This window comes from Anaerocolumna jejuensis DSM 15929 (assembly GCF_900142215.1).
Lineage (GTDB): Bacteria > Bacillota > Clostridia > Lachnospirales > Lachnospiraceae > Anaerocolumna > Anaerocolumna jejuensis.
In genome coordinates this window covers 258,375-282,006 of sequence record NZ_FRAC01000010.1, presented here as the reverse complement: position 1 = coordinate 282,006, position 23,632 = coordinate 258,375, and the positions used below count along the sequence as shown (strand labels likewise).

The 23,632-nt window shown below is 41.6% G+C and carries 21 protein-coding genes; 1 reads left to right on the top strand and 20 read right to left on the bottom strand.

The window, feature by feature from the left end; genetic code table 11:
• Positions 1-26: 26 nt before the first annotated feature.
• The 12 genes from BUB77_RS10825 to BUB77_RS10755 form a co-directional block, all read right to left on the bottom strand.
• Positions 27-1,061 (bottom strand): protein arginine kinase, encoded by a 1,035-nt coding sequence (locus BUB77_RS10825; RefSeq protein ID WP_073275671.1) that lies wholly within the window; start codon positions 1,059-1,061, stop codon positions 27-29.
• A complete protein-coding gene (locus tag BUB77_RS10820) occupies positions 1,054-1,602 on the bottom strand; it encodes a UvrB/UvrC motif-containing protein (RefSeq protein ID WP_073275669.1) in 549 nt (182 codons plus the stop codon). Before BUB77_RS10820 ends, BUB77_RS10825 begins: the two co-directional genes overlap by 8 nt.
• A gap of 41 nt (positions 1,603-1,643) precedes the next feature.
• The gene (locus BUB77_RS10815) at positions 1,644-2,030 is read right to left on the bottom strand and encodes a GntR family transcriptional regulator (protein WP_073275667.1); all 387 of its coding nucleotides are present in this window, start codon (positions 2,028-2,030) and stop codon (positions 1,644-1,646) included.
• Positions 2,031-2,107: 77 nt separating this feature from the next.
• A complete protein-coding gene (locus tag BUB77_RS10810) occupies positions 2,108-3,346 on the bottom strand; it encodes a cadherin-like beta sandwich domain-containing protein (RefSeq protein ID WP_170866632.1) in 1,239 nt (412 codons plus the stop codon).
• Between the two features lie 325 nt (positions 3,347-3,671).
• The gene (locus tag BUB77_RS29880) at positions 3,672-6,623 is read right to left on the bottom strand and encodes an SH3 domain-containing protein (protein ID WP_084124106.1); all 2,952 of its coding nucleotides are present in this window, start codon (positions 6,621-6,623) and stop codon (positions 3,672-3,674) included.
• 116 nt (positions 6,624-6,739) lie between these two features.
• Positions 6,740-8,011: a phosphoribosylamine--glycine ligase gene (purD, locus tag BUB77_RS10785; protein ID WP_073275823.1), complete on the bottom strand. Its 1,272-nt coding sequence runs from the start codon at positions 8,009-8,011 to the stop codon at positions 6,740-6,742.
• A gap of 39 nt (positions 8,012-8,050) precedes the next feature.
• A complete protein-coding gene (gene purN, locus BUB77_RS10780) occupies positions 8,051-8,674 on the bottom strand; it encodes a phosphoribosylglycinamide formyltransferase (RefSeq protein WP_073275661.1) in 624 nt (207 codons plus the stop codon).
• Positions 8,668-9,693 (bottom strand): phosphoribosylformylglycinamidine cyclo-ligase, encoded by a 1,026-nt coding sequence (purM, locus tag BUB77_RS10775; RefSeq protein ID WP_073275659.1) that lies wholly within the window; start codon positions 9,691-9,693, stop codon positions 8,668-8,670. Before purM ends, purN begins: the two co-directional genes overlap by 7 nt.
• A 71-nt stretch (positions 9,694-9,764) precedes the next feature.
• Positions 9,765-10,286, bottom strand: coding sequence for a 5-(carboxyamino)imidazole ribonucleotide mutase (gene purE, locus BUB77_RS10770; RefSeq protein WP_073275657.1), 522 nt, complete (start codon positions 10,284-10,286; stop codon positions 9,765-9,767).
• A gap of 325 nt (positions 10,287-10,611) precedes the next feature.
• The gene (locus tag BUB77_RS10765; RefSeq protein ID WP_330392543.1) at positions 10,612-11,745 is read right to left on the bottom strand and encodes a toxic anion resistance protein; all 1,134 of its coding nucleotides are present in this window, start codon (positions 11,743-11,745) and stop codon (positions 10,612-10,614) included.
• Positions 11,746-11,760: 15 nt separating this feature from the next.
• Positions 11,761-13,254: a 5-bromo-4-chloroindolyl phosphate hydrolysis family protein gene (locus BUB77_RS10760; protein ID WP_073275653.1), complete on the bottom strand. Its 1,494-nt coding sequence runs from the start codon at positions 13,252-13,254 to the stop codon at positions 11,761-11,763.
• A gap of 285 nt (positions 13,255-13,539) precedes the next feature.
• Positions 13,540-15,009: an L-fucose/L-arabinose isomerase family protein gene (locus tag BUB77_RS10755; protein WP_073275651.1), complete on the bottom strand. Its 1,470-nt coding sequence runs from the start codon at positions 15,007-15,009 to the stop codon at positions 13,540-13,542.
• Positions 15,010-15,142: 133 nt separating this feature from the next.
• On the opposite strand from BUB77_RS10755, the gene BUB77_RS29875 reads away from it, so the two are divergent.
• Positions 15,143-15,313 (top strand): hypothetical protein, encoded by a 171-nt coding sequence (locus tag BUB77_RS29875; RefSeq protein WP_170866631.1) that lies wholly within the window; start codon positions 15,143-15,145, stop codon positions 15,311-15,313.
• Between the two features lie 431 nt (positions 15,314-15,744).
• Here the strand turns inward: BUB77_RS29875 and BUB77_RS29410 are convergent, their stop codons facing one another.
• The 8 genes from BUB77_RS29410 to BUB77_RS10715 all read right to left on the bottom strand — a co-directional run bounded on the left by BUB77_RS29410 (position 15,745) and on the right by BUB77_RS10715 (position 23,525).
• Positions 15,745-15,960 carry a hypothetical protein gene (locus BUB77_RS29410; protein ID WP_139241155.1) on the bottom strand — a complete coding sequence of 72 codons (216 nt, stop codon included), beginning with the start codon at positions 15,958-15,960 and terminating at the stop codon, positions 15,745-15,747.
• Positions 15,950-17,734, bottom strand: coding sequence for an ABC transporter permease (locus BUB77_RS10750; protein ID WP_073275649.1), 1,785 nt, complete (start codon positions 17,732-17,734; stop codon positions 15,950-15,952). Before BUB77_RS10750 ends, BUB77_RS29410 begins: the two co-directional genes overlap by 11 nt.
• A complete protein-coding gene (locus BUB77_RS10745) occupies positions 17,731-18,414 on the bottom strand; it encodes an ABC transporter ATP-binding protein (protein ID WP_073275647.1) in 684 nt (227 codons plus the stop codon). Before BUB77_RS10745 ends, BUB77_RS10750 begins: the two co-directional genes overlap by 4 nt.
• Before the next feature lie 72 nt (positions 18,415-18,486).
• A complete protein-coding gene (locus tag BUB77_RS10740) occupies positions 18,487-19,524 on the bottom strand; it encodes a sensor histidine kinase (RefSeq protein ID WP_073275645.1) in 1,038 nt (345 codons plus the stop codon).
• Positions 19,521-20,219: a response regulator transcription factor gene (locus BUB77_RS10735; RefSeq protein WP_073275821.1), complete on the bottom strand. Its 699-nt coding sequence runs from the start codon at positions 20,217-20,219 to the stop codon at positions 19,521-19,523. Before BUB77_RS10735 ends, BUB77_RS10740 begins: the two co-directional genes overlap by 4 nt.
• A 387-nt stretch (positions 20,220-20,606) precedes the next feature.
• Entirely contained in the window at positions 20,607-22,676 is a 2,070-nt protein-coding gene (locus BUB77_RS10725; protein WP_073275641.1) for an aminopeptidase, read from the bottom strand.
• A 32-nt stretch (positions 22,677-22,708) separates the two neighbouring features.
• Positions 22,709-23,035: a DUF6142 family protein gene (locus tag BUB77_RS10720; RefSeq protein WP_073275639.1), complete on the bottom strand. Its 327-nt coding sequence runs from the start codon at positions 23,033-23,035 to the stop codon at positions 22,709-22,711.
• Between the two features lie 19 nt (positions 23,036-23,054).
• Entirely contained in the window at positions 23,055-23,525 is a 471-nt protein-coding gene (locus BUB77_RS10715; protein ID WP_330392541.1) for a VanZ family protein, read from the bottom strand.
• Positions 23,526-23,632: the final 107 nt, after the last annotated feature.

Genomic DNA, 23,632 nt, shown 5'->3' with positions numbered 1-23,632 from the left:
TTTCAATTTAAAACTAAAGAGAGCTGTTATGCCATATCAGGAAGCTTCTCCCTGATATAGTCTGCCCGGAACCTATCCCTTTGTGCACTGCCCATATTTTTATCCAGTATGCATTGCAAATTGCCGGGCTGGATTTCCATCATCAGCTCATGGACATTACATTCTTCTTTTAAGCTTAACAGCTCCAGATCAATTCCCAGCTTGACCTGTGACAGCAGGGTCATGGCATCCCCTGAGGACAACTGCTTCGCATATTTTAATACACCGAAGGAACGGTAGACCTTATCTTCGAACTCATCGTAGTTATGGGTCAGAATATACTCTCTGTACCTTCGTTCCTGCTTCATTACCTGTTCCACAATCCGGTTAAGGCTTTCTATTATTTCCCTCTCGGTACTGCCAAGGGTCTTCTGATTGGATATTTGATATAGATTTCCAACGCTTTTTGAAGCTTCTCCGTAAGTTCCTCTAAGTGCAATTCCATACTGGGACAGTTCTTCCGCCAGCTTTATGATCTTACCCGTTGCATTAAGTGCCGGTAAAAACATCATATAGGAAGCTCTGAGCCCCGTTCCTACATTGGTAGGGCAGGAGGTTAAGTAACCGTACTTTTCGTGAAAGGCATAATCAAAGAGCCCGCTTGCAATATCATCTGCCGCATTCGCCTCTGTAAAAGCCCCCATAATATTCATCCCGCCTGTAATGGATTGTATTCGAAGATGATCCTCTTCATTCAGCATAACACTGATTCTTTCATCTTCCGATAATATCAGTCCGGTGCTTTGCTCTCTGGCCAGCAAAAGAGGACTTATGATATGCCTCTCCACCATTGCCGTTTTTTCAGAATCCGAAAGAATATCCACATTACAGCTATAGTATTTCTTTTCCTTCCCGGCCTCCAAAGCAGGGGCTGCCGTCTTTAATTTCTCAACCAGCTCCACTGCCTGCTCCTTGCCAAGCTTTGCGGAAAAGGGAAAGGACTTTAAATTTCTTGCCAGCCGTATACGGCTGGAAATCACTACATCACTGTTTTTACCTGTCTCTTTATACCATTTAAGCATTACCGACTTCCTCCTTTTTCAGCTGGCGGATTCGATCCCTTAATCTGGCTGCTTCCTCGAATTCTTCTTTTTCAATGGCATCCTGTAATTTTATTGAAAGTTTATCTATTTCTGAAAGCTCTTTCACAAGCTTTTCTGTTCCTGTTTCAAAACCCTTTGGCTTTTTACCGGTATGGGTATCGGAACCCTGAATATTTCTCAGGCTCTTTTCCAAACCCTTTTGAAAACTTCCATAGCACTCTGCGCATCCAAAACGGCCTTCCTTTAAGAACTCCGAATAGGTCATCCCGCAATTTTTGCAAACAGGTTCCGTTTCAGCCTCTTCCGTCCCATGAATATTTCCTGCGGAGGCATAATTTCCAAGTATGGAAGACAACAGGCTTCCAAGTGTCATTTCCTGATTTAAAATACCTGAACCCATGGAAAAAGAGGTGTATTCCAATGCACATTCTTCGCAAAGATGCTGTTCTTTTTTCTCTCCGTTTATAATTTCCGTATAATAAACTTTGGCTTCATTTTTTTTGCACTTATCACACAACATAGCTACATCCTCCTGTCCGGATGTGATTTCGGTTACGGTTCTTACTTCTCTCTGTCAGCGGAACAGAAATCACAGAATATTTGATCTACAATTTCGTGGACTTCTTCACTGCTGATGTTCTTGCAAACTGCCTTGGCAAGAAGCACCCTCATCTCACCTGCCAGTTCTTCCATGGCTTTATATTTATCGGCACTTACCGCGATTACTGCACCCTTTCTGCGGTCCAGCTTTACATATCCCTGCTGTCTCAAAATAGTATATGCCTTATTTACAGTATGCATGTTAATGCCAATATCTTCTGCCAAATCACGAACAGAAGGCAGGTTATCTCCTTCCCTGAACTCAGCGTTGGCTATACCAAATATAATCTGATTACATAGCTGGACATAGAAAGCTTCATCACTATTAAAATCAATAGTCACTATCAAATTAACCACCTCCTGAAATGTTCGTTATATTTGTTATACGGTCAGTATAACAAATATTTATTGAAAGTCAAGTTTTTTTATTCGTCTTCCGAATTTTTATTTTTTAATACCATTCTGATTATTCCAATTGCCAGGGCGCTGCAGATTCCTGTTAAGACTGCTGCTGCTATCCCCAGGATCACTATCTGATTCTGATAGTGCTCTATATTTCTGGCATTCTTAGGAATTACTAATTTTTCACCTTCCTTTACTGATACCGGATTAAAGCGCTGAATGGTATTCTCTCTTCTGTCCAATTGGTAAAAGCCTTTCAGGCCACTCTTGTTTTCACCGTACAATAAAAGAAAATCACTGTCTAAATCCGAGGTATTTGTATATACTGTTATGGATGTACCATCCACTACCAAAGAGGTCTTTTCATAACCTTCCGGTACTGTGACATCCTCTCCCGGTGTAAGAAGCTGTAGATAGAAGCCTCCGGTAAGATAGTTATTCTCCGCTTCCTTTTTAAGCTGTAATTTACCGATTGCCGTTTTATCAAGGTTCTCACCTTCATCCTGTCCCGTGGTTTCATTTCCCGGTACTTCGCCTGCTTCTTCCTTCAATACGTCCAGCGTATAGGTCTTTGTCTTTCCTGACTGCGCCTCTACACTGATTTCTACTGTATTATGCCCTGTTTTGAAATCTTTATTTCCTGTTATGGAAACAGTAGCCTTAGCATCCTCCGGCAGAGCACTGATTACTAACTGGCTTACGTCGGAGCCTACGGTTACGGAGTAGCTCGCAGTTTTCTTGGCAAATTCCCTGGAAAGTGTTCCGGGATTCAGCTTAAGTTCTTTTAAATAGGCATTATCCGATGCGGATTTGTCTGATACCACTTCTATTTTTAATTGATTAAGGGAGACTGACATATTATCCCCAGTGTCAAAGGAATATACACTTGTCTCATCTGTAAGGGAAAGAGCTGTTTTCCCATAATTCAAGGCATGAAATTTTAACGCATATTTTCTTTGTTTGTCCCCCTGGGGTACACCAGTATCCGTTATCTTCACCAGACCTTCGCCTCCGGCTGCAACTTCACCGCTGTTTTCAAATTCCAGTACATCAGCATTATATGACAGATACCCTTCAAAATCTCCTATGAGGTCCTCGGAAGTCAAATAGATACTTACAATTACCGTATCTCCTTTTTCTACTGTTTTATTTTCTGATGTTATATCAATGTTGGCACTGGCGGCCTGGCATATTTTGCCTGGTAAGAAAAGGAAAGCAATAAGCAGTAACAGCTTTAGTGTAAATCTATACTTATTTTTCATGCATTCATCCGTTGAATATCCCAAGTTGTCCGGCTGGCTGGTCCGGGATACTGCCACTAATAAAAAATAAGTGAAAGAATCTGTTTGTGGCATCCTTCCATTTTAATATTTTCTTTCACTCTTCTCAAAATGATGCCGCTTTTTGGCATCACAAACAAGGATGGAAAAAGTCTGGAATGAGTACCCTCTGTGCTCATTTCAGAGTTCTTCTGTGTGAAGATTCTTTTCTTCACACATACTCCCATTGAATACCACAGACTGGTCTGCGGTACTTCCATAAACAAAAAAGTGTGAAAGTGCCTTACTTTCACACTTCCTGTCTCTATCAAGGTGTCACCATAGCCTCGCGAAAGACATTAATGACATAATTTCTGATATTTCCATTTTCCGCCATAACTGAGACAGTTACAGTATTTGCTCCTTCATTTAACATTATGCTTCCGGCGCCCGAAACAGTTGCTTTGGAACTGACGGCTGCAGCGGATACATTGATGGAGGACGCTGAATTCGGTACGATCAGGGAATACTGCTGGTCGGTCTTTAAGTCAAAAGTAGGTGATAAGGTATATCCATTTACGGCCAGTGATTTAAGCCAGTTATTAGGATTATAAGCCTTTGCTGGTACAGAGCAGGTTGAATCCGGCATGTTTGAATATACCGGTATTGAAAATACCAAGGGCATGGAATTCATACTGCTGTAGGCGGAATAGGTTTTTGCCGCTTCCGCATTCGGAGCTTCTATATTTGACATGTATTGATGGGAAAAGGTAGACGTGGAGCTCATATTAAATTTTTGTAAATAAAGTGTATCCTGTCCTCTCTTAATGTAGGTACTGCCGATGATGTACGCACCGCCGACAATAGCATCATAAGGACTGTCCCAGGGTATGCGGTACTGGCTGTTCAAGCTGCTTGAGGTTCCGCTCTTGGCATATTTCAGGCCATTAAGGACAGCTCCGCCGGAAGAGGTACTGTTATAAGCTCCGATATTAAAAAAGTTATACAAGCCTTCGTAGCCTGATACTTTGCCGCTTACGCTGTTGCTTAAGGAGGTCGTGCCCGTTACTACCTCCTGTTTGGAGCGGCTGGCAAGATGGTAAGGGCTTACGCCGGAATACTGTGCCGCATCCATAAAGGTCTCAGAATAGGACTTTGTCATAACGGTACCGTTATCATCGCTAAAGGTATAGCTGGTATTGTAAAGGGAAGTATTATAAAGGATGTTTTCCACTCCCGCCGCATTCTGGTATTGTCCGTTAAAGGCAAGGGTCTCAAACTGGAAAATACCCTTTTCTGTTAAAAAGTTTCTGGGGTCCATGTAATATTTCAGACCATCTGTAGATGGAGTGACCCAAGTAGAGCCATCAAAGGCCACAAAGGAATCTGATTCCCATTTGTAAGCACCGGTTCCAAAGGATAACCATTCAACACCTTTTCCTTTTGTAATCAGATTAACACCCAGGGAACTCTCTTTTGTAACTGCTGTCTGCCAGTCAATTCCTGTCCGGTATGCATTAAACACCCAGGTGGGATGTAACTGGTGAAGCTGCCTGAGTCCTGACTTGTAGCTTTCCGGAAATCCCTGGGCATTCATATAATTTTCGAAATCCGCATCACTCATGGCGGTTCCCTGCGTAGGCGTCGGTGTAACAGTACCTAAAAAATCCATCGGTGTATTATCCACGAAGCCACCGGTTCCCTTTGAAATATAGGCAGCCTGCACATATCCTCTTCCTTCCTTTCCTCCCTTTGTAAAGCTTACATAATACCAGGAGACAGAATTCTGAACTGCCGAATTCAGTATTATAACCTTTTCGTTCATAGCAAGGGTAACTGGTGTATAGGCAGTGGTGAGCAGCAGGTCCTGGCTGCCGGTTATGTTATTATATACATACACGGAACCTGTAAATTGTACGATTCCTTCGGCTGTTGTCCCTGTTGTGGGAGTAGGGGTGGGTGTAGCCGTAGGTTTAAAGGTTGGTGTAGGCGTTTGCGTTGGAGCCTTGGTTGGCGTCGGCGTGGGAGTTGACGTGGGTTTTTTGGTCGGTGTCGGCGTTGGGGTCTGCGTTGGTGTTGGTGTGGGTTTCTTGGTCGGCGTAGGTGTTGGGGTCTGAGTCGGTTTCTTAGTCGGGGTCGGGGTGGGAGTTTGAGTCGGTTTCTTGGTTGGAGTCGGGGTGGGTGCAACGGTCTTTGCAAACACTACCTGGTCAGCCGGAATATAACCGGTGTATTTAATACTTCCCTTTTTATAAGTTACCTTAAACCATTTTTTTCCTGTTTTGTCCGTAGCTTCTGAAATGATAGAAACTCCTGCTTTAGATGCTGCTGATATTACCTTGTTTTTACTATCCTTTATGTATGCACTGCTGTCTGAAGGCAGTTTTCTTAACTTTACCGCTGAGGATGCCGTACCGTTCACATAAGAAGATGCAAGCTTTACATAATCACTGATAACATAACCGGTACTCGTTTTTTTATTTACAGTACAGGTTATCCTGTACCATTTCTGTGAAGCCTTCATTACTTCATTGATTATGGTAACTTTTTGATTCTTATTTAGAGTAAGAAGCTTTTTAGCAGTTGTTCCCGCTGTACTTCTTACATTGACATTGGATGCGGTTATAATGGCGCTGATTTTATAGGAAGAGGTATTAGAGGATTGACTGCTGTCTGTTGAAGGTGTTGGTGTTGGCTCAGTCGTAGGTGTTGGCGTTGATTTTGGTGTTGGTGTAGCTTTTGGTGTCGGTGTAGCTTTTGGTGTTGGCGTAGCTTTTGGTGTTGATGTAGCTTTTGGTGTTGGCGTAGCTTTTGGTGTCGGTGTAGCTTTTGGTGTTGGTGTTGGCGTTGGTGTAGGTGTAGAAGAATCCGTATCCTTCTTGACAAAGGTACCTAATATATATCCTTTTTCTTTTACACCGCCAAAGGTAAAGGAAATAAGATACCAGTCACCTACCTTCTTTAACAGAGTTACGGTTTCGCCCTGCTTCAGATAGGCATTGCTTTCCTTGACCTTTACCAAAGCATAGCTTGTACCCGGACCGGAGCGGATATTTAAGCTAGTGGCAGTAATGGTTCCTTTTGACTCGGCATAAACATTTAAATTATAGACCGGCGATAGCTGTATCATAAGGACTGCAAGGCATAACAACAGTCCCAGAAATCTTTTGTGATTATACTTTTTCATCATAGTTCCCTTTCTTTTTCCTCCATCAGCATTTTCCACATTCTCCCTAATTGTCCATAATTGTACATAATACTTATGGCACTTCTGTGACATTGTCAAAATACTCTTCTTTTAAATGAATATCGACATAAAAAAAGAAAAGGATTATTAGAGAACTTCATCCTTTTCTTTTATCAAAGCATCATTATAAGCAAAACGCTGCCTCTGTTTTATACTTCGTCAATTGCTTTTCCAATATCACTTCTTCTATACTTATTGGGGAATTTTACCCTTTCAACCGCCTCATAGGCATTTGCTCTGGCTTCCTTTAAATTATTGCCGATTGCTGTGATACCCAGAACACGCCCTCCGGCTGTTACAATTTTACCGTTTTCCTTATCGGTACCTGCATGAAATGCAAAGACACCTTCCTCTCCCTTCAGCTCTTCCAGTCCCTCAATGATAAATCCCTTTTCATAGGAAAGAGGATATCCTTCCGAAGCCAGTACGACACAGACTGCCGCATTATCTTCGAATTCCAGTTTGCTATCAGTAAGGTGCCCGTCAATACAGCTTTCAAAGACCTCAATAATATCATTTTTTAATCTTGGCAATACCACCTGTGCTTCCGGGTCTCCAAACCTGGCATTGTATTCAACGACTTTAGGGCCGTCCTTCGTCAGCATTAATCCGGTGAAGAGGATACCGGTAAAGCTCCTGCCCTCTTCTTTCATAGCTGCCATGGTAGGCTTATAAATATGTTCCATGCAGTAGCTGTTGATTTCTTCCGTATAAAAGGGACTGGGAGAAAAGGTTCCCATACCGCCCGTATTAAGGCCCTGGTCTCCGTCAAGAGCCCGCTTATGGTCCTGGGCACTTGTCATAACAGCAATGTCCGTTCCGTCACAAAAGGCAAGTATGGATACTTCCCTTCCCGTCATGAACTCTTCTATGACCAGCACATCACCGGAATGCCCAAACTGCTTGTCTTCCATGATAAGCTTAACTCCGTCTGCCGCTTCTTCCTTTGTATTGCAGATTAAAACACCTTTTCCAAAGGCCAGTCCATCGGCCTTTAACACCACGGGATAGGAGCAGGTCTCAAGATAAGTATACGCAGCTTCTGCTGAGCGAAAGGTCTCAAAGGCCGCCGTGGGAATATGGTATTTCTTCATTAAATCTTTGGAAAAGGCCTTGGAACCTTCTATTATTGCCGCATTCTTCTTAGGGCCGAATACTCTTAACCCTCTCTCAAGAAATACGTCTGTGATTCCCCCCACCAGGGGATCATCCGGTCCTACAACGGTCAAATCAATGCTTTCCTTCACTGCAAAATCCGCAAGCTTTTCAAATTCCATCACTCCGATGGGGACACAGACTGCATACTCTTCAATGCCGGCATTTCCCGGTGCACAGTAAAGAGCCGTTACTTTTTTGCTTTGTGCAATTTTATAAGCCAGAGCGTGTTCCCTGCCGCCGCCGCCAATTAACAATACTTTCATTTCCCGCACCTTAAGTCCTTTCTTTCACAGCCGTCCACTTTATATAATTCTGACACAGCCATTTTTTAAAACCACCTGGCTGTTGGCAATCAGATTAATGGCCTTAGGAAGAATATCCCACTCTGCTTCTTCCATCACCCTTTTTTGCAGTACTTCCGGCGTATCACCCTCAAGAACCTCTACTGCCTTTTGCAGTATGATTGGTCCCGTATCGGTTCCTTCATCCACAAAATGCACCGTCGCTCCGGTAAGCTTAACTCCCCGGTTCAGGGCCGCTTCGTGGACCTTTAGTCCGTAATAACCGCTGCCGCAAAAAGAAGGTATCAAGGAAGGGTGGACATTGATGATTCTTCCGGCATAGTGCTTTATAATCAATTCCGGTATTACAACAAGATATCCTGCCAGTACGATAAAATTCACTCCATACTCCTGGAGCTTTTCAAGGAGCGCCTGATGAAAGGCTTGCTTATCCTCATATTTCTTAGGTGATACAACCTCTGCATGTATATGGTTCTCTCTGGCCCGGGTCAAGGCATATACTCCGTCCTTATTGCTGATTACAACATTTATCCTGGCATTGGTTATTCTGCCGTCCCCTATACTGTCAATAATCGCCTGGAGATTGGTACCTCCGCCGGAAACCAGTATCCCTAAATTCAGCATACGGTTACTCCTTTATCCCCTTCTCTGACCTCACCAACGATATAGGGTGTCTCCCCAGCCTCTTTTAACAGGCTGAGAGCCTTATCGGTATCCTCTTTATCAACTGCTAGCAGCATTCCAATTCCCATGTTGTAGGTATTATACATTACCTTTTCTTCTATGGAACCATCCTTTGCAAGCATGGAGAAAATCGGAGGAATAGGATAACTGTCCTTCTTTATAAATGCATGTACCCCTGTCCTCAGCATTCTGGGAATATTCTCATAGAAACCACCGCCGGTTATGTGGGAGCAGGCTTTCACTTTAACATTGCCGTTCTTTAAAGCTGCCATTGCTTTCACATAGATGCGGGTAGGGGTCAAAAGAGCCTCGCCCAAGGTAGTACCAAGGCTGTCAAAATGGGTATTCAAAGCCTCCGTATTCATATTAAACACCCTTCTGACCAGAGAGTAGCCGTTACTGTGAATGCCGGAGGATGCAAGGCCAATCAGCACATCCCCTGCCTTTAACTCTTTACCGTCAATCATATTTTTACGGTCTACGATACCAACGGCAAAGCCTGCCAGGTCGTATTCATCCACGGGGTAAAAGCCTGGCATTTCCGCTGTCTCACCGCCGATTAAGGCAGCATTTGCTTCCTGACAGCCCTTTGCCACACCGCTTACTATGGAGGCAATTTTCTCCGGGTCATTTTTACCGCAGGCAATGTAATCCAGGAAAAATAAAGGCTCTCCGCCGGCACAGGCAATATCGTTCACACACATGGCAACACAGTCAATACCGATGGTATCATGCTTGTCCAGCAAAAAAGCAAGCTTTAATTTGGTTCCTACTCCGTCGGTACCGGATACCAAAGTAGGCTCTTCCATATTCATAAAGCTCTTTAAGGAAAATGCACCGGAAAAACCGCCTATTCCAGTTAATACTTCCTTTCTCATAGTTTTATCGATGTGCTCTTTCATCAGTTCCACTGCCTTATATCCAGCTTCAATGTCCACTCCGGCATTTTTATAATCCATAATTACCCTCCGTTCATACCTATAAGCTACTTATGGAGACCTTGCATCAGTCCCTTTTCAACTTCTGTTTCCTATTTCTTACTCTCTTTTAAATATTCCTGATATCCGATTTTGGCAAGCTTTTCGGATTTCGCTGCTACGGTTTCCTTTAAACCTGCCGCATAATCCTTGATACGGCCAAGGAGTTCCTCATCGGAGGCTGCCAGTATCTTGGCTGCCAGAATACCTGCATTTTGTGCCCCGTTTATGGCAACAGTCGCAACAGGGATACCTGCAGGCATCTGTACGATGGAGTAAAGAGAATCCACACCGCCAAGTGATTTTGTCATAATAGGCACACCGATAACGGGAAGGGAGAATATTGCTGCTGTCATACCTGGAAGATGTGCTGCTCCGCCGGCACCTGCTATGATAACCTTATATCCCTTCTCTTCCGCAGACTTGGCATAGTCATAAAATACATCCGGCATTCTGTGGGCAGATATTACCGTAATGTCATATTCTACCTTCAATACATCAAGTACCTCTGCTGCCTTGCTCATTACCTCCAAATCCGAATCACTTCCCATAACAATACCAACTTTTGCTGCCATGTTAAATCCTCTCTTTCTTGTTTTACTTATATTAACTAAGTTTCGTAGATCGCTGACTGGTTTATCTTTATTTTCTTTCTATATTTTATCATAGCCATTGGCTTTTGTCTTATGGTTTCCTGTTATTAATTTCTTATTGTATTTATTAACACAATTAATAGAAGAGTTTTATTATGAAGAAATATATATAAATAAAAAAACAAAACAGGTGCAAATAAATTCTGTTCACACCTGCTCTGCTTTTTTATTTATACTTATGCAATGGAAGCTGCCAAGGCACAATACTCATACTTATTAAATAGATAAACCTGCCTGTAATTTGAAATCAGCCTCTCATCTCTAATAATTTCTTCTTTAATTCCCCTTCTATACGGTTCAATTCCACTTCCGCCTCTTTTCTCTTCTGACGGCCTTCTGTCTGGATACGCATTACTTCATCCAGAGTAGAGATTAAAGACTCATTGGTATTACGAAGGGTTTCGATATCAACAATGCCTCTTTCCGATTCCTTGGCAGTCTCAATAGTAGCCATTTTAAGAGTCTCTGCATTTTTCCGAAGGAGCTCGTTTGTCATATCGGTTACTTCCCTTTGGGCTCTGGCAGCCTGTCCGGAATGAGCCACGCCCAGGGCAAGTACCATCTGGCCCTTCCACAGGGGAATGGTATTTACAAGGGTGGACTGTATCTTTTCCGTCATCAGGGTATCACTTCCCTGGACAAGACGAATCTGGGGTGCCATCTGGATAGAAATCATCCTGGTTAATTCCAGGTCATGAATCTTCTTTTCAAACCGGTTGATAATAGCAACAAGGTCATTGACAGCCTGTGCATCCTCTGGGAATCCGCTTTTATTGGATTTCTCAATTAATTTGGGTAATTCTTCGTTCTGTGCCTGTTCCAGCTTCCTTTTACCTGCCAGAATGTACATGGACAGCTCTTTAAAGTAGTTCTTATTCAGATCATACATTTTGTCCAGCATTGAGATATCCTTTAGCAGCTGAATCTGATGCTCCTCCAGTACTTTGCAGATTTTATTAATATTTACCTCGGCTTTATCATATTTAGCCTTCATGGCATTAATTTTATTGGAGCCTTTTTTAAAGAGTCCTAAAAAGCCTTTTTCTTCATTATCCGTGTCAAAGTTCTTTAATTCCAGTACCACGCCTGAAAGCATCTCTCCGATTTCTCCCAGGTCCTTGGTCTTTACATTATTCAATGCTGATTCCGAAAAGTCAGCAATCTTTTTCTGTGCTCCGGCGCCATATTGAAGTACCAGGCTTGATTTATTCAAATCAATCTTACTGGCGAAATCCTCTACCAGCTTTTTTTCATCCTGTGTAAGAGTGCTCTCATCAAACACCGCTGCTTCCTGCTTTTCTTCTGCCGCCTGCGGAAATGACTTTTCTGCGGCTGCCTCTTCAAAAGGCTCAAAGGTTAAGGTTGGTACTTCCTGATTCATCTGTTTTTCCTCCATTTATTCATTTGATGTAAAGTCCTTCTGTGTCAGGCCTTCCTGGGCAAGCAGGGTTTCCAGGACGGATATATCGCTGGATACGTCCATTGCCGTATCCACAAAAAGGCTGTCCAATAAATTCTCAAAGGCAAGATTGATGGTATTCAGCGTTTCTTCTATCTCCTTCTTTGCCGATGTAATATTATCACCCTGTATGGACTGCTTATCAAATTCCTTATATGCATTTACTAATTTTAATGTGGTAGGAAGGTAATATTCCATAAACTTCTGAATATCGTCAAGCTGGTCCGGATGCTGTTCTATATAGTTGAAAATCTTTCCGATCACATCCTCCAGCCTGTCTAATTTCTTGGATATCTCTTCACCGGGTATGGCATCGTTGGCTTCTCTTATCTGCCTTATGCAATTCCTTCCGGCTTCTATGGCTTGTCTTACTTCAGCAGAATTTGCAGCATTCTTCGGAGCCTCCTGCTGCTCTGTCTTTCCGGCGGTTTCAGCCGCTGCCTGCATCCGGGCATTCTTCTGCAGCTCCAGATATTGATTGTAGCTTTCCCTGTTAAGTATCAAACAGGTTTCCTGTTCGTCGATATGCCCTTCGGGAAACATACCAATGGAAATCATTTTTCGCAAATCCTTTAACACATATTTGGGGCTTTGTCCTACTCCCGAGGAAAGCTCCTTTATGGAAGAATAGGTCCGTCCTTGAATTAACCCGATATAACGGTTAAATCTCTGCAGACGCTTTCTTATATTGCTGCCCCTTGCTGCTAAATATCCGCTGAGTGCAAAGAAGGGTACCAGGCCAATGGCAATGGTTCCAAATAATCCCCATTTTCCCAGCAGCTGGCCAAGCATTGCTAAGGCTAAGGCTCCGACTCCAAATACGCCCATGCCGATGCTTCCGAATACCGTATACAGGATTCCGGATACCCTTCCCACCGGTTCACTGGGAAATGCATATTTCCGGATTACAGCATTTTTAACGGCAGATGCCTGTGTCTGATTACTTCTCTGCTGGTTATACGGCTGGGAAGAACCGCTGTTATACTGTCCTTCTCTTCCAAAGCTGCGGTTATTTTGAAAGTCTCTGTTTCCTGACTGGCTTCCATCTCTTTGATAGCTTCCATCTCTTTGATAGCTTCCATCTCTTTGATAGCTCCTGTCTCTCTGATAGCTCCTGTCTCTCTGATAGCTCCTGTCTCTTTGATGACTCCTGTCTCTCTGATAGCTCCTATCCCTTTGAGCTTCACCGCCGCTTTGATAGCCGCTGCCGCTTCTGTCATTATTCTGATTCCAGTTTTCGTTGGGACCGCCGGGATTATTCTGCCGGTATCTGCCATACCCGTTCCCCAGGGAACGGCGTACTTCATCCAGGGCTCCTCCTACCGTATTACTGATATCTCTATTCAATTGATGAAAGTCCATTGTATTTACCGCGCTTTGAACTATATCCCTGATTTCTTCACCCAAATCTGAGTAATTCCTTCTATCCATGGTAACCTCCGATGCAAATCCAATATGCTGCAAAAAAACCAGCACCGACTAAATTGGTACTATACTAGCCCTATTATATCGTATTCCTTTTAAATTAACAATTTAAATTATCATTAAAAACTACTATAAAAATATACATAAAATCTTATAAATAATGTAATTTCTTTTTTTTCATCAATAACAGTTATAATTATAAGCATATTTAAGCAAAAGAAAAGCCCTTGCCAGAAAGCCTATACAGGCCTTTGACAAGAGCTTACTTTGATTTAAATTAACAGTTTGGCATTAATTAAATGGATTTTCTGTTTTATACAGCATTGACTTTGGCTGGTTAAAGCCAATTTCTTCTACCTCTACACCCACATATTTAAATACTTCATACAAGGCCTTTCCAAAATGTCCGAAAGCTACGGCACCATGATGGGGATAATTTCCCTCGACTAATACATGGCGATAGAATCTTGCCATTTCCGGTATTGCAAAAATACCGATTCCACCAAAGGAACGAGTCGCAACCGGCAATACCTCTCCGTGTGCTATGTATCCACGAAGCTTTGCATCTGCCGTACTTTGAAGTCTAAAGAAAGTAATATCTCCCGGGACGATATCTCCCTCCAAAGTTCCCTGTGTAACTTCTTCCGGTAAATTTCTAGCCATAATCAGCTGATATTTCATGGAGCAGAAAGATAATTTTCCGGCTGCCGTATTTCCGCAATGAAATCCCATAAAAGTATCATTTAGCTTATAGTTGTAGCTGCCTTTGATTTCAGACTCATACATATCCTTTGGAACTGTGTTGTTTATATCAAGTAAGGTTACAGTATCTTCGGATACAACAGTACCTATGAATTCACTTAAGGCACCATAAATATCAACCTCACAGGATACCGGAATCCCCATTGCAGTCAATCGGCTGTTTACATAACAGGGTACAAATCCAAACTGTGTCTGGAAGGCCGGCCAGCATTTACCTGCGATTGCAACATATTCCCTGGAACCTTTATGTCCTTCTACCCAATCCAGTAATGTAAGTTCATATTGTGCAAGCTTGTGAAGAATCTCCGGCTTTTTATTTCCAGCTCCAAGCTCTTCCTCCATGCTCTTTACAACCTCCGGAATTCTTTTATCCTTTGCATGCTTATTAAATGCTTCAAATAAATCAAGCTCTGAATTTTCTTCAATTTCCACGCCAAGATTGTATAATTGTTTAATTGGTGCATTGCAGGCAAGAAAATCCTGGGGACGAGGTCCAAAGCTGATGATTTTCAAATTATTTAATCCGATGATTGCTCTTGCAATCGGAATAAATTCTTCCATCATCTCTGCCACATCTTTTGCATCGCCCACCGGATATTCCGGTATATAGGCCTTAATATTCCTGAGCTTCAGATTATAGCTTGCATTTAACATTCCGCAATAAGCATCACCACGGCCCTGTATTAAATTATCTCCTGTTTCTTCAGCGGCTGCAACGATCATAACCGGGCCATCAAAATATTTTGCCAGCAAGGTCTCCGGTGTTTCCGGTCCAAAGTTACCTAAATAAACCACCAATGCATTACAGGAAGCTTCTTTTAAATCAGCAAGGGCTTTTTTCATATCCACTTCGCTTTCTACTACGACCGGACATTCATAGATAACATTCTTCTTACTGAATTCTTCTACTACCGCTTTTCTTCTTCCCTCTGATAATGACATCGGAAAGCAATCACGGCTTACCGCTACAATCCCCAATTTTAATTCCGGCATATTCATCCTTTTTTCTCCTTTTCTGCTATAAAATCATTTAGTTTTTTCATTAAACTAATATACTTCTATTATAATTCGAAAGCCTATATTGGTCAAGATATATTCGTTTTAGTCCACAATAAATGCATGGAGGAAGGCTATGGAAACGGACGATGACCAAGGGGGTTGTTTGGGCGTTTTGTTACGCGAGAACCCTTATTCCACTAAAGCGGCAGAAAACGTGACTGGCAGGCAAAGCAATGCCAAACTCGCTGTAACAAATATGGCTGTGTTAGTTATCGAGCTCAAACAGTGGCATTGCTTTACCTAGTCATGTTTCCTGCCGCTTAAGTGTCATAAGGAACCTCTTGAGACAAAATGCCCAAACAACCCCCTTGGTCATCTGTGTATATCCATAATTGGGTCTTATATGTTTTCCGTGCCCAAAACCCTATAAGACCAAAACAATACAACAACCGTCCGAGGGTTTATTGCCAACCCCCAGATGGTTTCGGCTTACCTTTCATAATTTTCTATTGAGGAGTTCCCTAATGACACTTAAATGGCGGCAGCTGTTCCTAGGTAAAATTATACCACTGTCTGAGCTCACAGCTCCACAACGAAACAACCTTCCAGCGAGTTTGGTATAATTTCACCTGCCAGGAACAGCTGCCGGCATTTTAGTGGAATTCGGAACCCCGAACGAGAAAATTACGAAAAGTAAGCCAAAATCATCGTCCGTTCCCAATCCCCCCTTCCCCATTAGGCACTGTTTTCCACAACCATACAAAGGGAAACCTCCCTGATACCGTCGTATCCGTGTAAGTTGTCATAGATTTTTGTAAACGCAAAGAAACGGCGGCTCTGAAAATCAAAGCCGCCGTTTCTTTGGCACATGAAGATATGTCTGCTGTACGACGGCTTTTTTTCTTTTGCCGCTGTCCGGCAGACAGTAGAGTATTCAGTCTTACAGTTCATTAATTACATCAGTTACCGCCATATTATGAATCCGTTTTGAAGGAGCATAGATTGCAGCGATAGCCGTAATCGAAACAACCAAAAGCACAATAATGATATGCATAATAGGAATACTCCAAGTAGCGTAGTTAAAATAAGCAGTAATAAGATTGTCGTATAGTAACTTGTTAATGAACAGACCAACTACAACTCCGACAATACAACCTGATATAGAATAGGTAAACGCTTCAGCGGCTATCATTTTGGTAATCTGATGTTCATTCATACCAACCGCGCGCATGACTCCATATTGCTTTATTTTTGCGGATACGCTCATAGAAATACTGTTCATAATATTTAATACAGAAACCAAAGTTATAATTGTCAAAAATCCATATACAAAAAACGTAAATGCACTATATGTGTTCGTAGTCCGTTGGTCCCGTTTGTCAGTAAACTTGTACTTTTCACCTACGACATTATGGATGGCTTCAACATTTTTGTCCGTCGCATCTTTTGTCGTCTGTATAAGAATAATTGAATAGTCGGTTACGCCGGTAAGGCGAGTAAAAGTTTTCCCAGAAGTAATGAGTGTTATTTTCCCATTTGGAGCACCGTTATCACTAAATGGGTTACATTTTAACAGCCCTGCGATTTCTACTTCCTTATTGCCTACTTGTATTTTATCGCCTATTGCTAAAGGATTATCCTTGTCCCAGATTGTAAGTACGTAATTACTGTCCCCATACACTTTTGAAATATCGCTGCCTTTTCTCAGTTGCTTATCTTTTGTAAGACAGTCCAAATCATAATCATCGTAGGAAATCATATCAATCGTGTTTGTTTGAGAATTTACTTCTGCCGGAATATCAAAGCAGCTCCTTCGGCCAAAAACATGTTTTACACCTGACATACCACTTATTTTATCAAGCAGTACACTGTCTATGGAATTTGAACTGTTATTACTATCAATGTTGATATCAGGAGTATCCGAAAACTGGGGCATAATATAGCCGATAAACTCAATGAAGACTGAAAAGCTCAAAAACAGGATGATGCTAAGAGCAAATGAGCTTGTCATAAGTATTAAATTTTTCTTTGCCGATACTGCATGATGAATACCGAGGGCAGTTTCAATTTTTGAAAAACAGATATTCAACGCATGGGTTGCATTTTTTGTGTTTTCCGAATTGCCCGATATTGCCGTTACAGGCGATACCTTTGCAGCTCGTTTTGCCGGAGACCTGGCGGCAATGAGTACTGTAACAACTCCCACAATTATTCCGCTGATAATGCCAGTTGGACTGACTCCCCAAAGTGGTATACCGGAGAACCCTTCACTGACAAGAAGCCGTAGCACAGCACATAATCCCCATGTGACTACAATCCCAAGTATCACACCTATTGGAACCGCAAGTTTGCACCAATTAAGGGCTTCCAGTTTGACAAAACGGATAATCTGTTGTTTGCTCATTCCAATGCAGCGCATCATTCCGAAAAACTTTGTCCTTTGGGCAACATTACTGTTTATACTGCTTGAAATCATCAGCACCCCTGCAATCATGATAAGCACAAACAGCACAGCTGCTGTAGAATATAGAGTTCGCATCGATCTTCCACTAAGGTCCTGCTGCTTATTCAGTAATCTTGATGTCTCCATTCTAACACCCATATCTGCCATACTAAAAACGGCAGTTACCAAAAATACGGCAAATATAATACACAGAAGCGTCTTGTGGTTCTGCCGTCTGTGTACTTTTGCAGAAATCGGAATTAGGCTAAGATAGCTTTTCATTCACGGCACCTCCCTAAATCGGTCAGTATGCCATCGGACACTTGCAGTATCCGGTCTGCGGTCTGTGCGATACTTCGATTATGGGTAATCATAACAATGGTCTGCTGATACTTTCTTGCAGCTTCTTTTAGCAAAGTAATCACTTCACTGCTGTTTTGCGTGTCCAGATTACCTGTCGGCTCGTCGGCAAGAATAAGCGCCGGCCGCGTAATCAGCGCACGTCCGATTGCTACACGCTGTTGCTGTCCACCTGATAATTGACTGGGTAAATGGTGGCGGCGTTCTTTCAAATTAAGCACCGTAAGTAGTTCCTCTAGATACTTTTTATCGGGCTTTTGATAATCAAGCAATATGGGAAATATGATGTTTTGCTCAACATTCAATTCTGGAATCAGATTAAAACTCTGAAAAATAAATCCAACATTTCTGCGCCGAAAAATTGTCAGGCTGCTATCTTTCATGGAAAAAATATCTTTACCATCAATAAAAACCTTACCAGCAGTGGGCGTATCAAGCGCACCTACCATATTTAGGAGCGTACTCTTGCCGGAACCGGATTCTCCTACAATTGCGACAAAGTCACCTTTCGGAACGGAAAAGCTAACGTCTTTTAATGCGTGTACAGCAGCTTCACCGCTGCCATAGATTTTTGAAATTGATTTAACTTCCAATAAATTCATAGGTTATACACCTCTTTCTGTCTTGCTATTGAAAGGTTATCACGTAAATCCTACTGTTATATGACACTTACCCTACAATTTTGTAGGAATTAAAAAATTGATTATAAAAGTAGTGCCAAAACCTAATTCGCTGTCAACCTCGATTGTCCCGCTGTGTGCTTCAACAATTGCTTTTGCAAGCGGCAGCCCAAGTCCAATCCCTTGTATGTCTTTAGAAAAACGACTGCGATAAAATCTTTTGAAAATATGGTGTAAATCGTCTGGGTGAATACCGCTCCCGTTGTCTTTTATGATGACTTGAACTACAGACGCAAATTGTTTCCATTCAATATGAATTGCATTTCCTTTATGCGTATGTTCAAAGGCGTTTTTAACAATATTACTGATTGCTTCAATCAGCCAATTGCGGTCACACAATAAAGTAACATTTTCATCACCGGATAGAATTATCTTCTTTTCCTCTTGTTTGGCATGAAATGAAAAGTGTCTTTCTATACAGCCCATCATTTCAGATACATTTTCTTCGGCTTTCTCGATTACGATTGTTCCAGCGTCGAGTTTTGTAATTTTCAAGAGGTTTTGCACCAGTATTTCTATTCTGTCAAGTTCCTGCTCTGAAAGAACAGTAAACTCATTGAAGGTCGGTAAATTCTTTGCTTCTTCTTGGACAATACCATTATAGACATTAAGGGCAGCAAGCGGAGTTTTTAACTGGTGAGAAATATCGGAAATGGTATCTTTCAAAAATTTCTTTGCTTTCCCTTCATTTTCAGCGTGGGCGTTCAAAATAGAAACTAAGGAATTTACTTCATGAAAAAGTCTGTATAGCTCGCCCTCATCATCACATTCAATACGTGCATTTTGATTTCCGGAAATATATCCTTTAATTTGTGTTACTGCATTTTCCATGATTGCATTTTGTTCCTTGAAATATCTATAACCTATTGCCAATATGGAGATACTCATGCACAAGGAACATACCAATATACACAATGCTGAATTTTCAAATTTCAAACCTATAAAAGCAGTAGAAATCAAAGTAAATGCTACTATTAGCAGCACTACCAAACAAAAAAGTTTTTTGATTTTACTGTTTACCAGTATTTTCATCGTACACCCCAATCAACAGTATTCCATTTGTACCCCATACGCCGAACCGTCACTATTTTTTGAGGGTCGCCCGGATCGTCCTCGATTTTTGTACGCAGTCTGCGTATATATACGGTAAGTGTATTATTGTCTATATAGTTTTCATCGCAGTCCCATAGCTTGCTTAAAATCTGTTCTGCTGAAAGAACAATATCGGAATTTTCCATAAGTAGACGTAACAATTTATACTCACTTGCTGTTAAGTCAAGTTGTTCTCCATTTTTATATACCTCTCCTTTTAGCAGTTGTACTTTTATACCATTAGAATTTAATTCGGTATCAGCATGATTAAAGTTGTCACTTCTGCGAAGCAGCGCATTTATTCTTGATAGAAACACCGCCAGTTTGAACGGCTTTGTTATGTAATCGTCGCCGCCAATATCAAGTCCCATTATGATATCCGTTTCTTCATCAGCAGCAGTAAGAAAAATAATCGGTATCTTTGATGTTTTACGAATTTTTTTGCATAAATCATAACCGGAGCCATCGGGAAGCGACACGTCTAAAATCACCAAATCATACTTCTCATTTGTCCATAGTGCTTTTGCTTCAAGACTTGTACGAGCAACATCTATTTCATATCCTTGCTTTTTGATAGCAAAAGATAAACCACTAATTAAACTCAAATCATCTTCAACAAAAAAAATATGTTTCAATTTTCTCACCGTCCTTCATTTTTCTGCGTGTATGTCGTCTGTCAACGGGCTTCACCTTTCGTTTGCAAACAAAATCACCATAAATTATATACGGACAACCGAATAATATCAATATGCAGACACAATAAATATGATTTATATAACCATTTCTATTGCTTCTATCTCCCATATAAACTTATCACTTATAGTGATCATCCTTTTGCTAAGCTGGCAAATGCAGATAATTGAGAAGAAATACTGGAGTTATATTATTTTTCCAACTAAAACAAAGCCTGTAAGTCATGAAATCTCAGACTTACAGGCTTTCTCCCTGAATCCGGCTATTATTACAAGCACCGCTCTTCGCATTACTTGAATCTTATCGTTTTAAATATAAATTACTATATATTATGAAAAGGCCTCATTCAGCTTTTCTGTTCCCGCAAGAACAAATCTGCCATCTTTAATGATTACTGTCTCTTTGCCGTTCTTTTCAACTACCGTTATCTCAGCCAGTTCATCATAAGGAATCGTGATATCCGTATGGCAGTTAAAATAAGCCTTTTCAATCTCGGTCTTTCGAAGGATGGACACTTCATTATCCTTGGCTATAATCTTCTTGCCGTCCGGATTGAACAGCTCAAGCTCCTCACTCATCTTATAGCAGGTATCCCCTACTGCAAAGTGGGGTCCGGTCTTTTCCGCTATCAGGATGGGAAGCTTATCCCAGATACCGTATTTACCGGCCATGACATAGGCTGTGGTATTTGTGCCGATTGCAAATTCCCCGATAGGCAGCGTTTCCTGATTGTACAGGATATTTTCCTTCATATAGCTCTTATTCTCTTCTTCCCTGGAGAAATTGCCGCAGTTATACCCGGCAATCATACCATCCTTAAAGGTGATAGAAAGGTCTATATACTCCAATCCATTTAAAAATATCCTCGATACATGTAAGGTACCTTCCGTGCCGGTTAACCTGGGTGAAGTAAATACTTCACCTACGGGTATATTAACATCGGCCGTACAGTTCTCAAAAATGGTCTCTTTCTCCGGATTCTGTAATTCAGGGAGCATGACCTTTAAATCCGTGCGGTTCTTTCCGGTGCCTTTTACCCTGACATATTCTCCCCTGTCCAGGCAATCGATGATATTTTGCTGGATAGCCTTATAGGTGTCGTTATCCAGGGTATTGACCTTCACGGTTTCCCGGAAGATTTCCTCAAATCTGCTGCCTATCTCCGGAACAGGATATGCAATAATGGTAAAGCTGGTCTCATCCCCTTTGATATACTGATAATATACCATGTTGGAGTCCCGCTGAAAGGCTACCAAAAGCTTCTGCTGCCTCTTATCAAGCTTGACAGCTTCTGCCTTTACCCTGGGTATGAAGTTCTTTTCACCAAATATCTGTATGAGAGAAGGCCCTGCGTAGAGAGCAGCCTTGTCCCTGTATTTTTCAAAGGCACCTTTGTAGGACTGCAGCCTGCGTTCATGAAAAGCTTTATCCATATAAAGACCGATATCAAAGCGGTGGTCATAGTCATACTGGTAATTCGGCCCGCAGGAGTGGTAGCCAAGCCTTAATTGCTGTCTTTTATTATTGCTGTCTACCGCCATACGGTAGATTACCGGCTTAAGGCCCATTTGGGCGAAATTCCGGATGGCATATTTTACCATACGCTCAAAGCCGATATGATAGCGGATGTTTACAGTCTTTTTCCTTGTCAAATCTATATTTGCTGCCAGAAACCCTCTGCGGTAGCCATCCGTATAGGTAAATGCCATGGCCTTAATTTCTTCTTCCGGCAAATTATTTAAAAATTCAGCAATCCTTCTTTCATTTTCCCCGATGTATTCACCAAACTGGTAAAGGTATCTTAAATCCTTTAAGTCCCAGCCTTCTATGATATCTGCGGCAAAGGAAAGATCCTCATCAAGCAGCTCCCTGGTACGGTATTCTATGATATCACTGCAGTAATCCATATTGAAATCATAGATTGCCCTCTTTACATCCTTATAGGAATACTCGTCTTCCTCTTCCAGGTAATTATAAACCTCGATAAAGAGTTCTGCATAAATTGTTATGGAAAACAGCCTGTTTTCTGCCGCATATACTATCATTCCCCTGATTTCACTGTAAAGATAGCTTAAGAGTCTGCCGGTTTTCCCAAGCTTTTGTACCGCATAGGCTGGATTGGCATAGGACTCTTCGTAATTATCCGGTAATATATCCTCATAAAGCTCCCGGTTTAGAGCCGACAGCTCTTCCAAGGTCAAATCCTTTAACCTGTCTTCCTCTGCAAGAGCAAGAAAAGCTGCTGCTTTCTCAATAAAGGCAGCCGTTCTTATAAAATAATCCCTGTATACTTCCTTTACGGCGGCTTCCACTTTGATGCCCTTTATGCGCTCCAACGCCAATTCGTAACGTTCTCTGACGGAGTCATTTTCTTCCTTCATAAGTTCCCTGTACTTCATTTCTTAACCCCCTTCATCTTTTTGATAAAATATCAGATAAACAGTCCCATGATATAGAGTATAAATAAAATAATCGATAATATCCCATTTGCCACCATACCCGTAATGGGCGCGGTATAGTAAATTTCCTTTTCGGTACAGGCTTTCACACCCAGAATAAATCCCGTTACCGTAAGGGCAAAGAGAAGCATTCCTCCAGCCCCAAAAAGGATGGAGCCATTTCCTCTGTAGACCCCCGAAAGAATAAAAAGCACAAGAATACTTACAATACCGACACCACCTGTCACTGCCGATACTATGCCCTTTAAGGAATGGCTTCTTCCTGTAAATTTGTAGGTTTCTTTCCTTATCTTAAACATAATTCACCCCGTCAATTCCTTATCTTTTCCCTCGTCTAATTGATCTTAACAGCTTTCTGGCTAAAATGAAGCATACCCCGCCCAGGAAGCCTCCCAATGTATTCATCATAAGATCGTCCACATCAAATATTCCCACCTTAAAGATAAGCTGCAGCAGTTCAATGGTCAAGCTGAATTCAAGGCTTAAAAGGGTTATATTCAAAAGCTTTCTGTTATCCGGGCTAATAATAGGAAGCACAAAGCCAAAAGGTGCAAAAGCAAATATATTTCCAAAAATATTTACAATAAAGCCTTCCGGCCCAATGATATTTCTATATTCTATAAAACGCTTTACCTCTTTAAATGGCGTTAAATTATATCTATACTCACCGGAAATAATTGTTCTTCCGTAATGTTCACTAAAAAACAAGAAATATGCCAATAAAATCAGATATAACGCAAACAGTAAGCGGCTGACTGACATAATAAGTTTATTGCTGACATTTTTCACTAGCAAAGTCCTCCACTGCAGGTTTTTATACCTCAACTATTATAAAACAAAACCATAGGCTCGTAAAGGGGCTATGTAAAAAGAAAGCATGCCAGTTTGTAAAAAGG

What these genes read in the sequence shown, in the direction of transcription:
- BUB77_RS10825 (WP_073275671.1), bottom strand. Translation starts at nt 1,061, where the DNA reads ATGCTTAAATGGTATAAAGAGACAGGTAAAAACAGTGATGTAGTGATT.
- BUB77_RS10820 (WP_073275669.1), bottom strand. Translation starts at nt 1,602, where the DNA reads ATGTTGTGTGATAAGTGCAAAAAAAATGAAGCCAAAGTTTATTATACG.
- BUB77_RS10810 (WP_170866632.1), bottom strand. Translation starts at nt 3,346, where the DNA reads ATGAAAAATAAGTATAGATTTACACTAAAGCTGTTACTGCTTATTGCT.
- BUB77_RS29880 (WP_084124106.1), bottom strand. Translation starts at nt 6,623, where the DNA reads ATGTCACAGAAGTGCCATAAGTATTATGTACAATTATGGACAATTAGG.
- purD (WP_073275823.1), bottom strand. Translation starts at nt 8,011, where the DNA reads ATGAAAGTATTGTTAATTGGCGGCGGCGGCAGGGAACACGCTCTGGCT.
- purN (WP_073275661.1), bottom strand. Translation starts at nt 8,674, where the DNA reads ATGCTGAATTTAGGGATACTGGTTTCCGGCGGAGGTACCAATCTCCAG.
- purM (WP_073275659.1), bottom strand. Translation starts at nt 9,693, where the DNA reads ATGGATTATAAAAATGCCGGAGTGGACATTGAAGCTGGATATAAGGCA.
- purE (WP_073275657.1), bottom strand. Translation starts at nt 10,286, where the DNA reads ATGGCAGCAAAAGTTGGTATTGTTATGGGAAGTGATTCGGATTTGGAG.
- BUB77_RS10765 (WP_330392543.1), bottom strand. Translation starts at nt 11,745, where the DNA reads ATGAATCAGGAAGTACCAACCTTAACCTTTGAGCCTTTTGAAGAGGCA.
- BUB77_RS10760 (WP_073275653.1), bottom strand. Translation starts at nt 13,254, where the DNA reads ATGGATAGAAGGAATTACTCAGATTTGGGTGAAGAAATCAGGGATATA.
- BUB77_RS10755 (WP_073275651.1), bottom strand. Translation starts at nt 15,009, where the DNA reads ATGAATATGCCGGAATTAAAATTGGGGATTGTAGCGGTAAGCCGTGAT.
- BUB77_RS29875 (WP_170866631.1), top strand. Translation starts at nt 15,143, where the DNA reads ATGGAAACGGACGATGACCAAGGGGGTTGTTTGGGCGTTTTGTTACGC.
- BUB77_RS29410 (WP_139241155.1), bottom strand. Translation starts at nt 15,960, where the DNA reads ATGAACTGTAAGACTGAATACTCTACTGTCTGCCGGACAGCGGCAAAA.
- BUB77_RS10750 (WP_073275649.1), bottom strand. Translation starts at nt 17,734, where the DNA reads ATGAAAAGCTATCTTAGCCTAATTCCGATTTCTGCAAAAGTACACAGA.
- BUB77_RS10745 (WP_073275647.1), bottom strand. Translation starts at nt 18,414, where the DNA reads ATGAATTTATTGGAAGTTAAATCAATTTCAAAAATCTATGGCAGCGGT.
- BUB77_RS10740 (WP_073275645.1), bottom strand. Translation starts at nt 19,524, where the DNA reads ATGAAAATACTGGTAAACAGTAAAATCAAAAAACTTTTTTGTTTGGTA.
- BUB77_RS10725 (WP_073275641.1), bottom strand. Translation starts at nt 22,676, where the DNA reads ATGAAGTACAGGGAACTTATGAAGGAAGAAAATGACTCCGTCAGAGAA.
- BUB77_RS10720 (WP_073275639.1), bottom strand. Translation starts at nt 23,035, where the DNA reads ATGTTTAAGATAAGGAAAGAAACCTACAAATTTACAGGAAGAAGCCAT.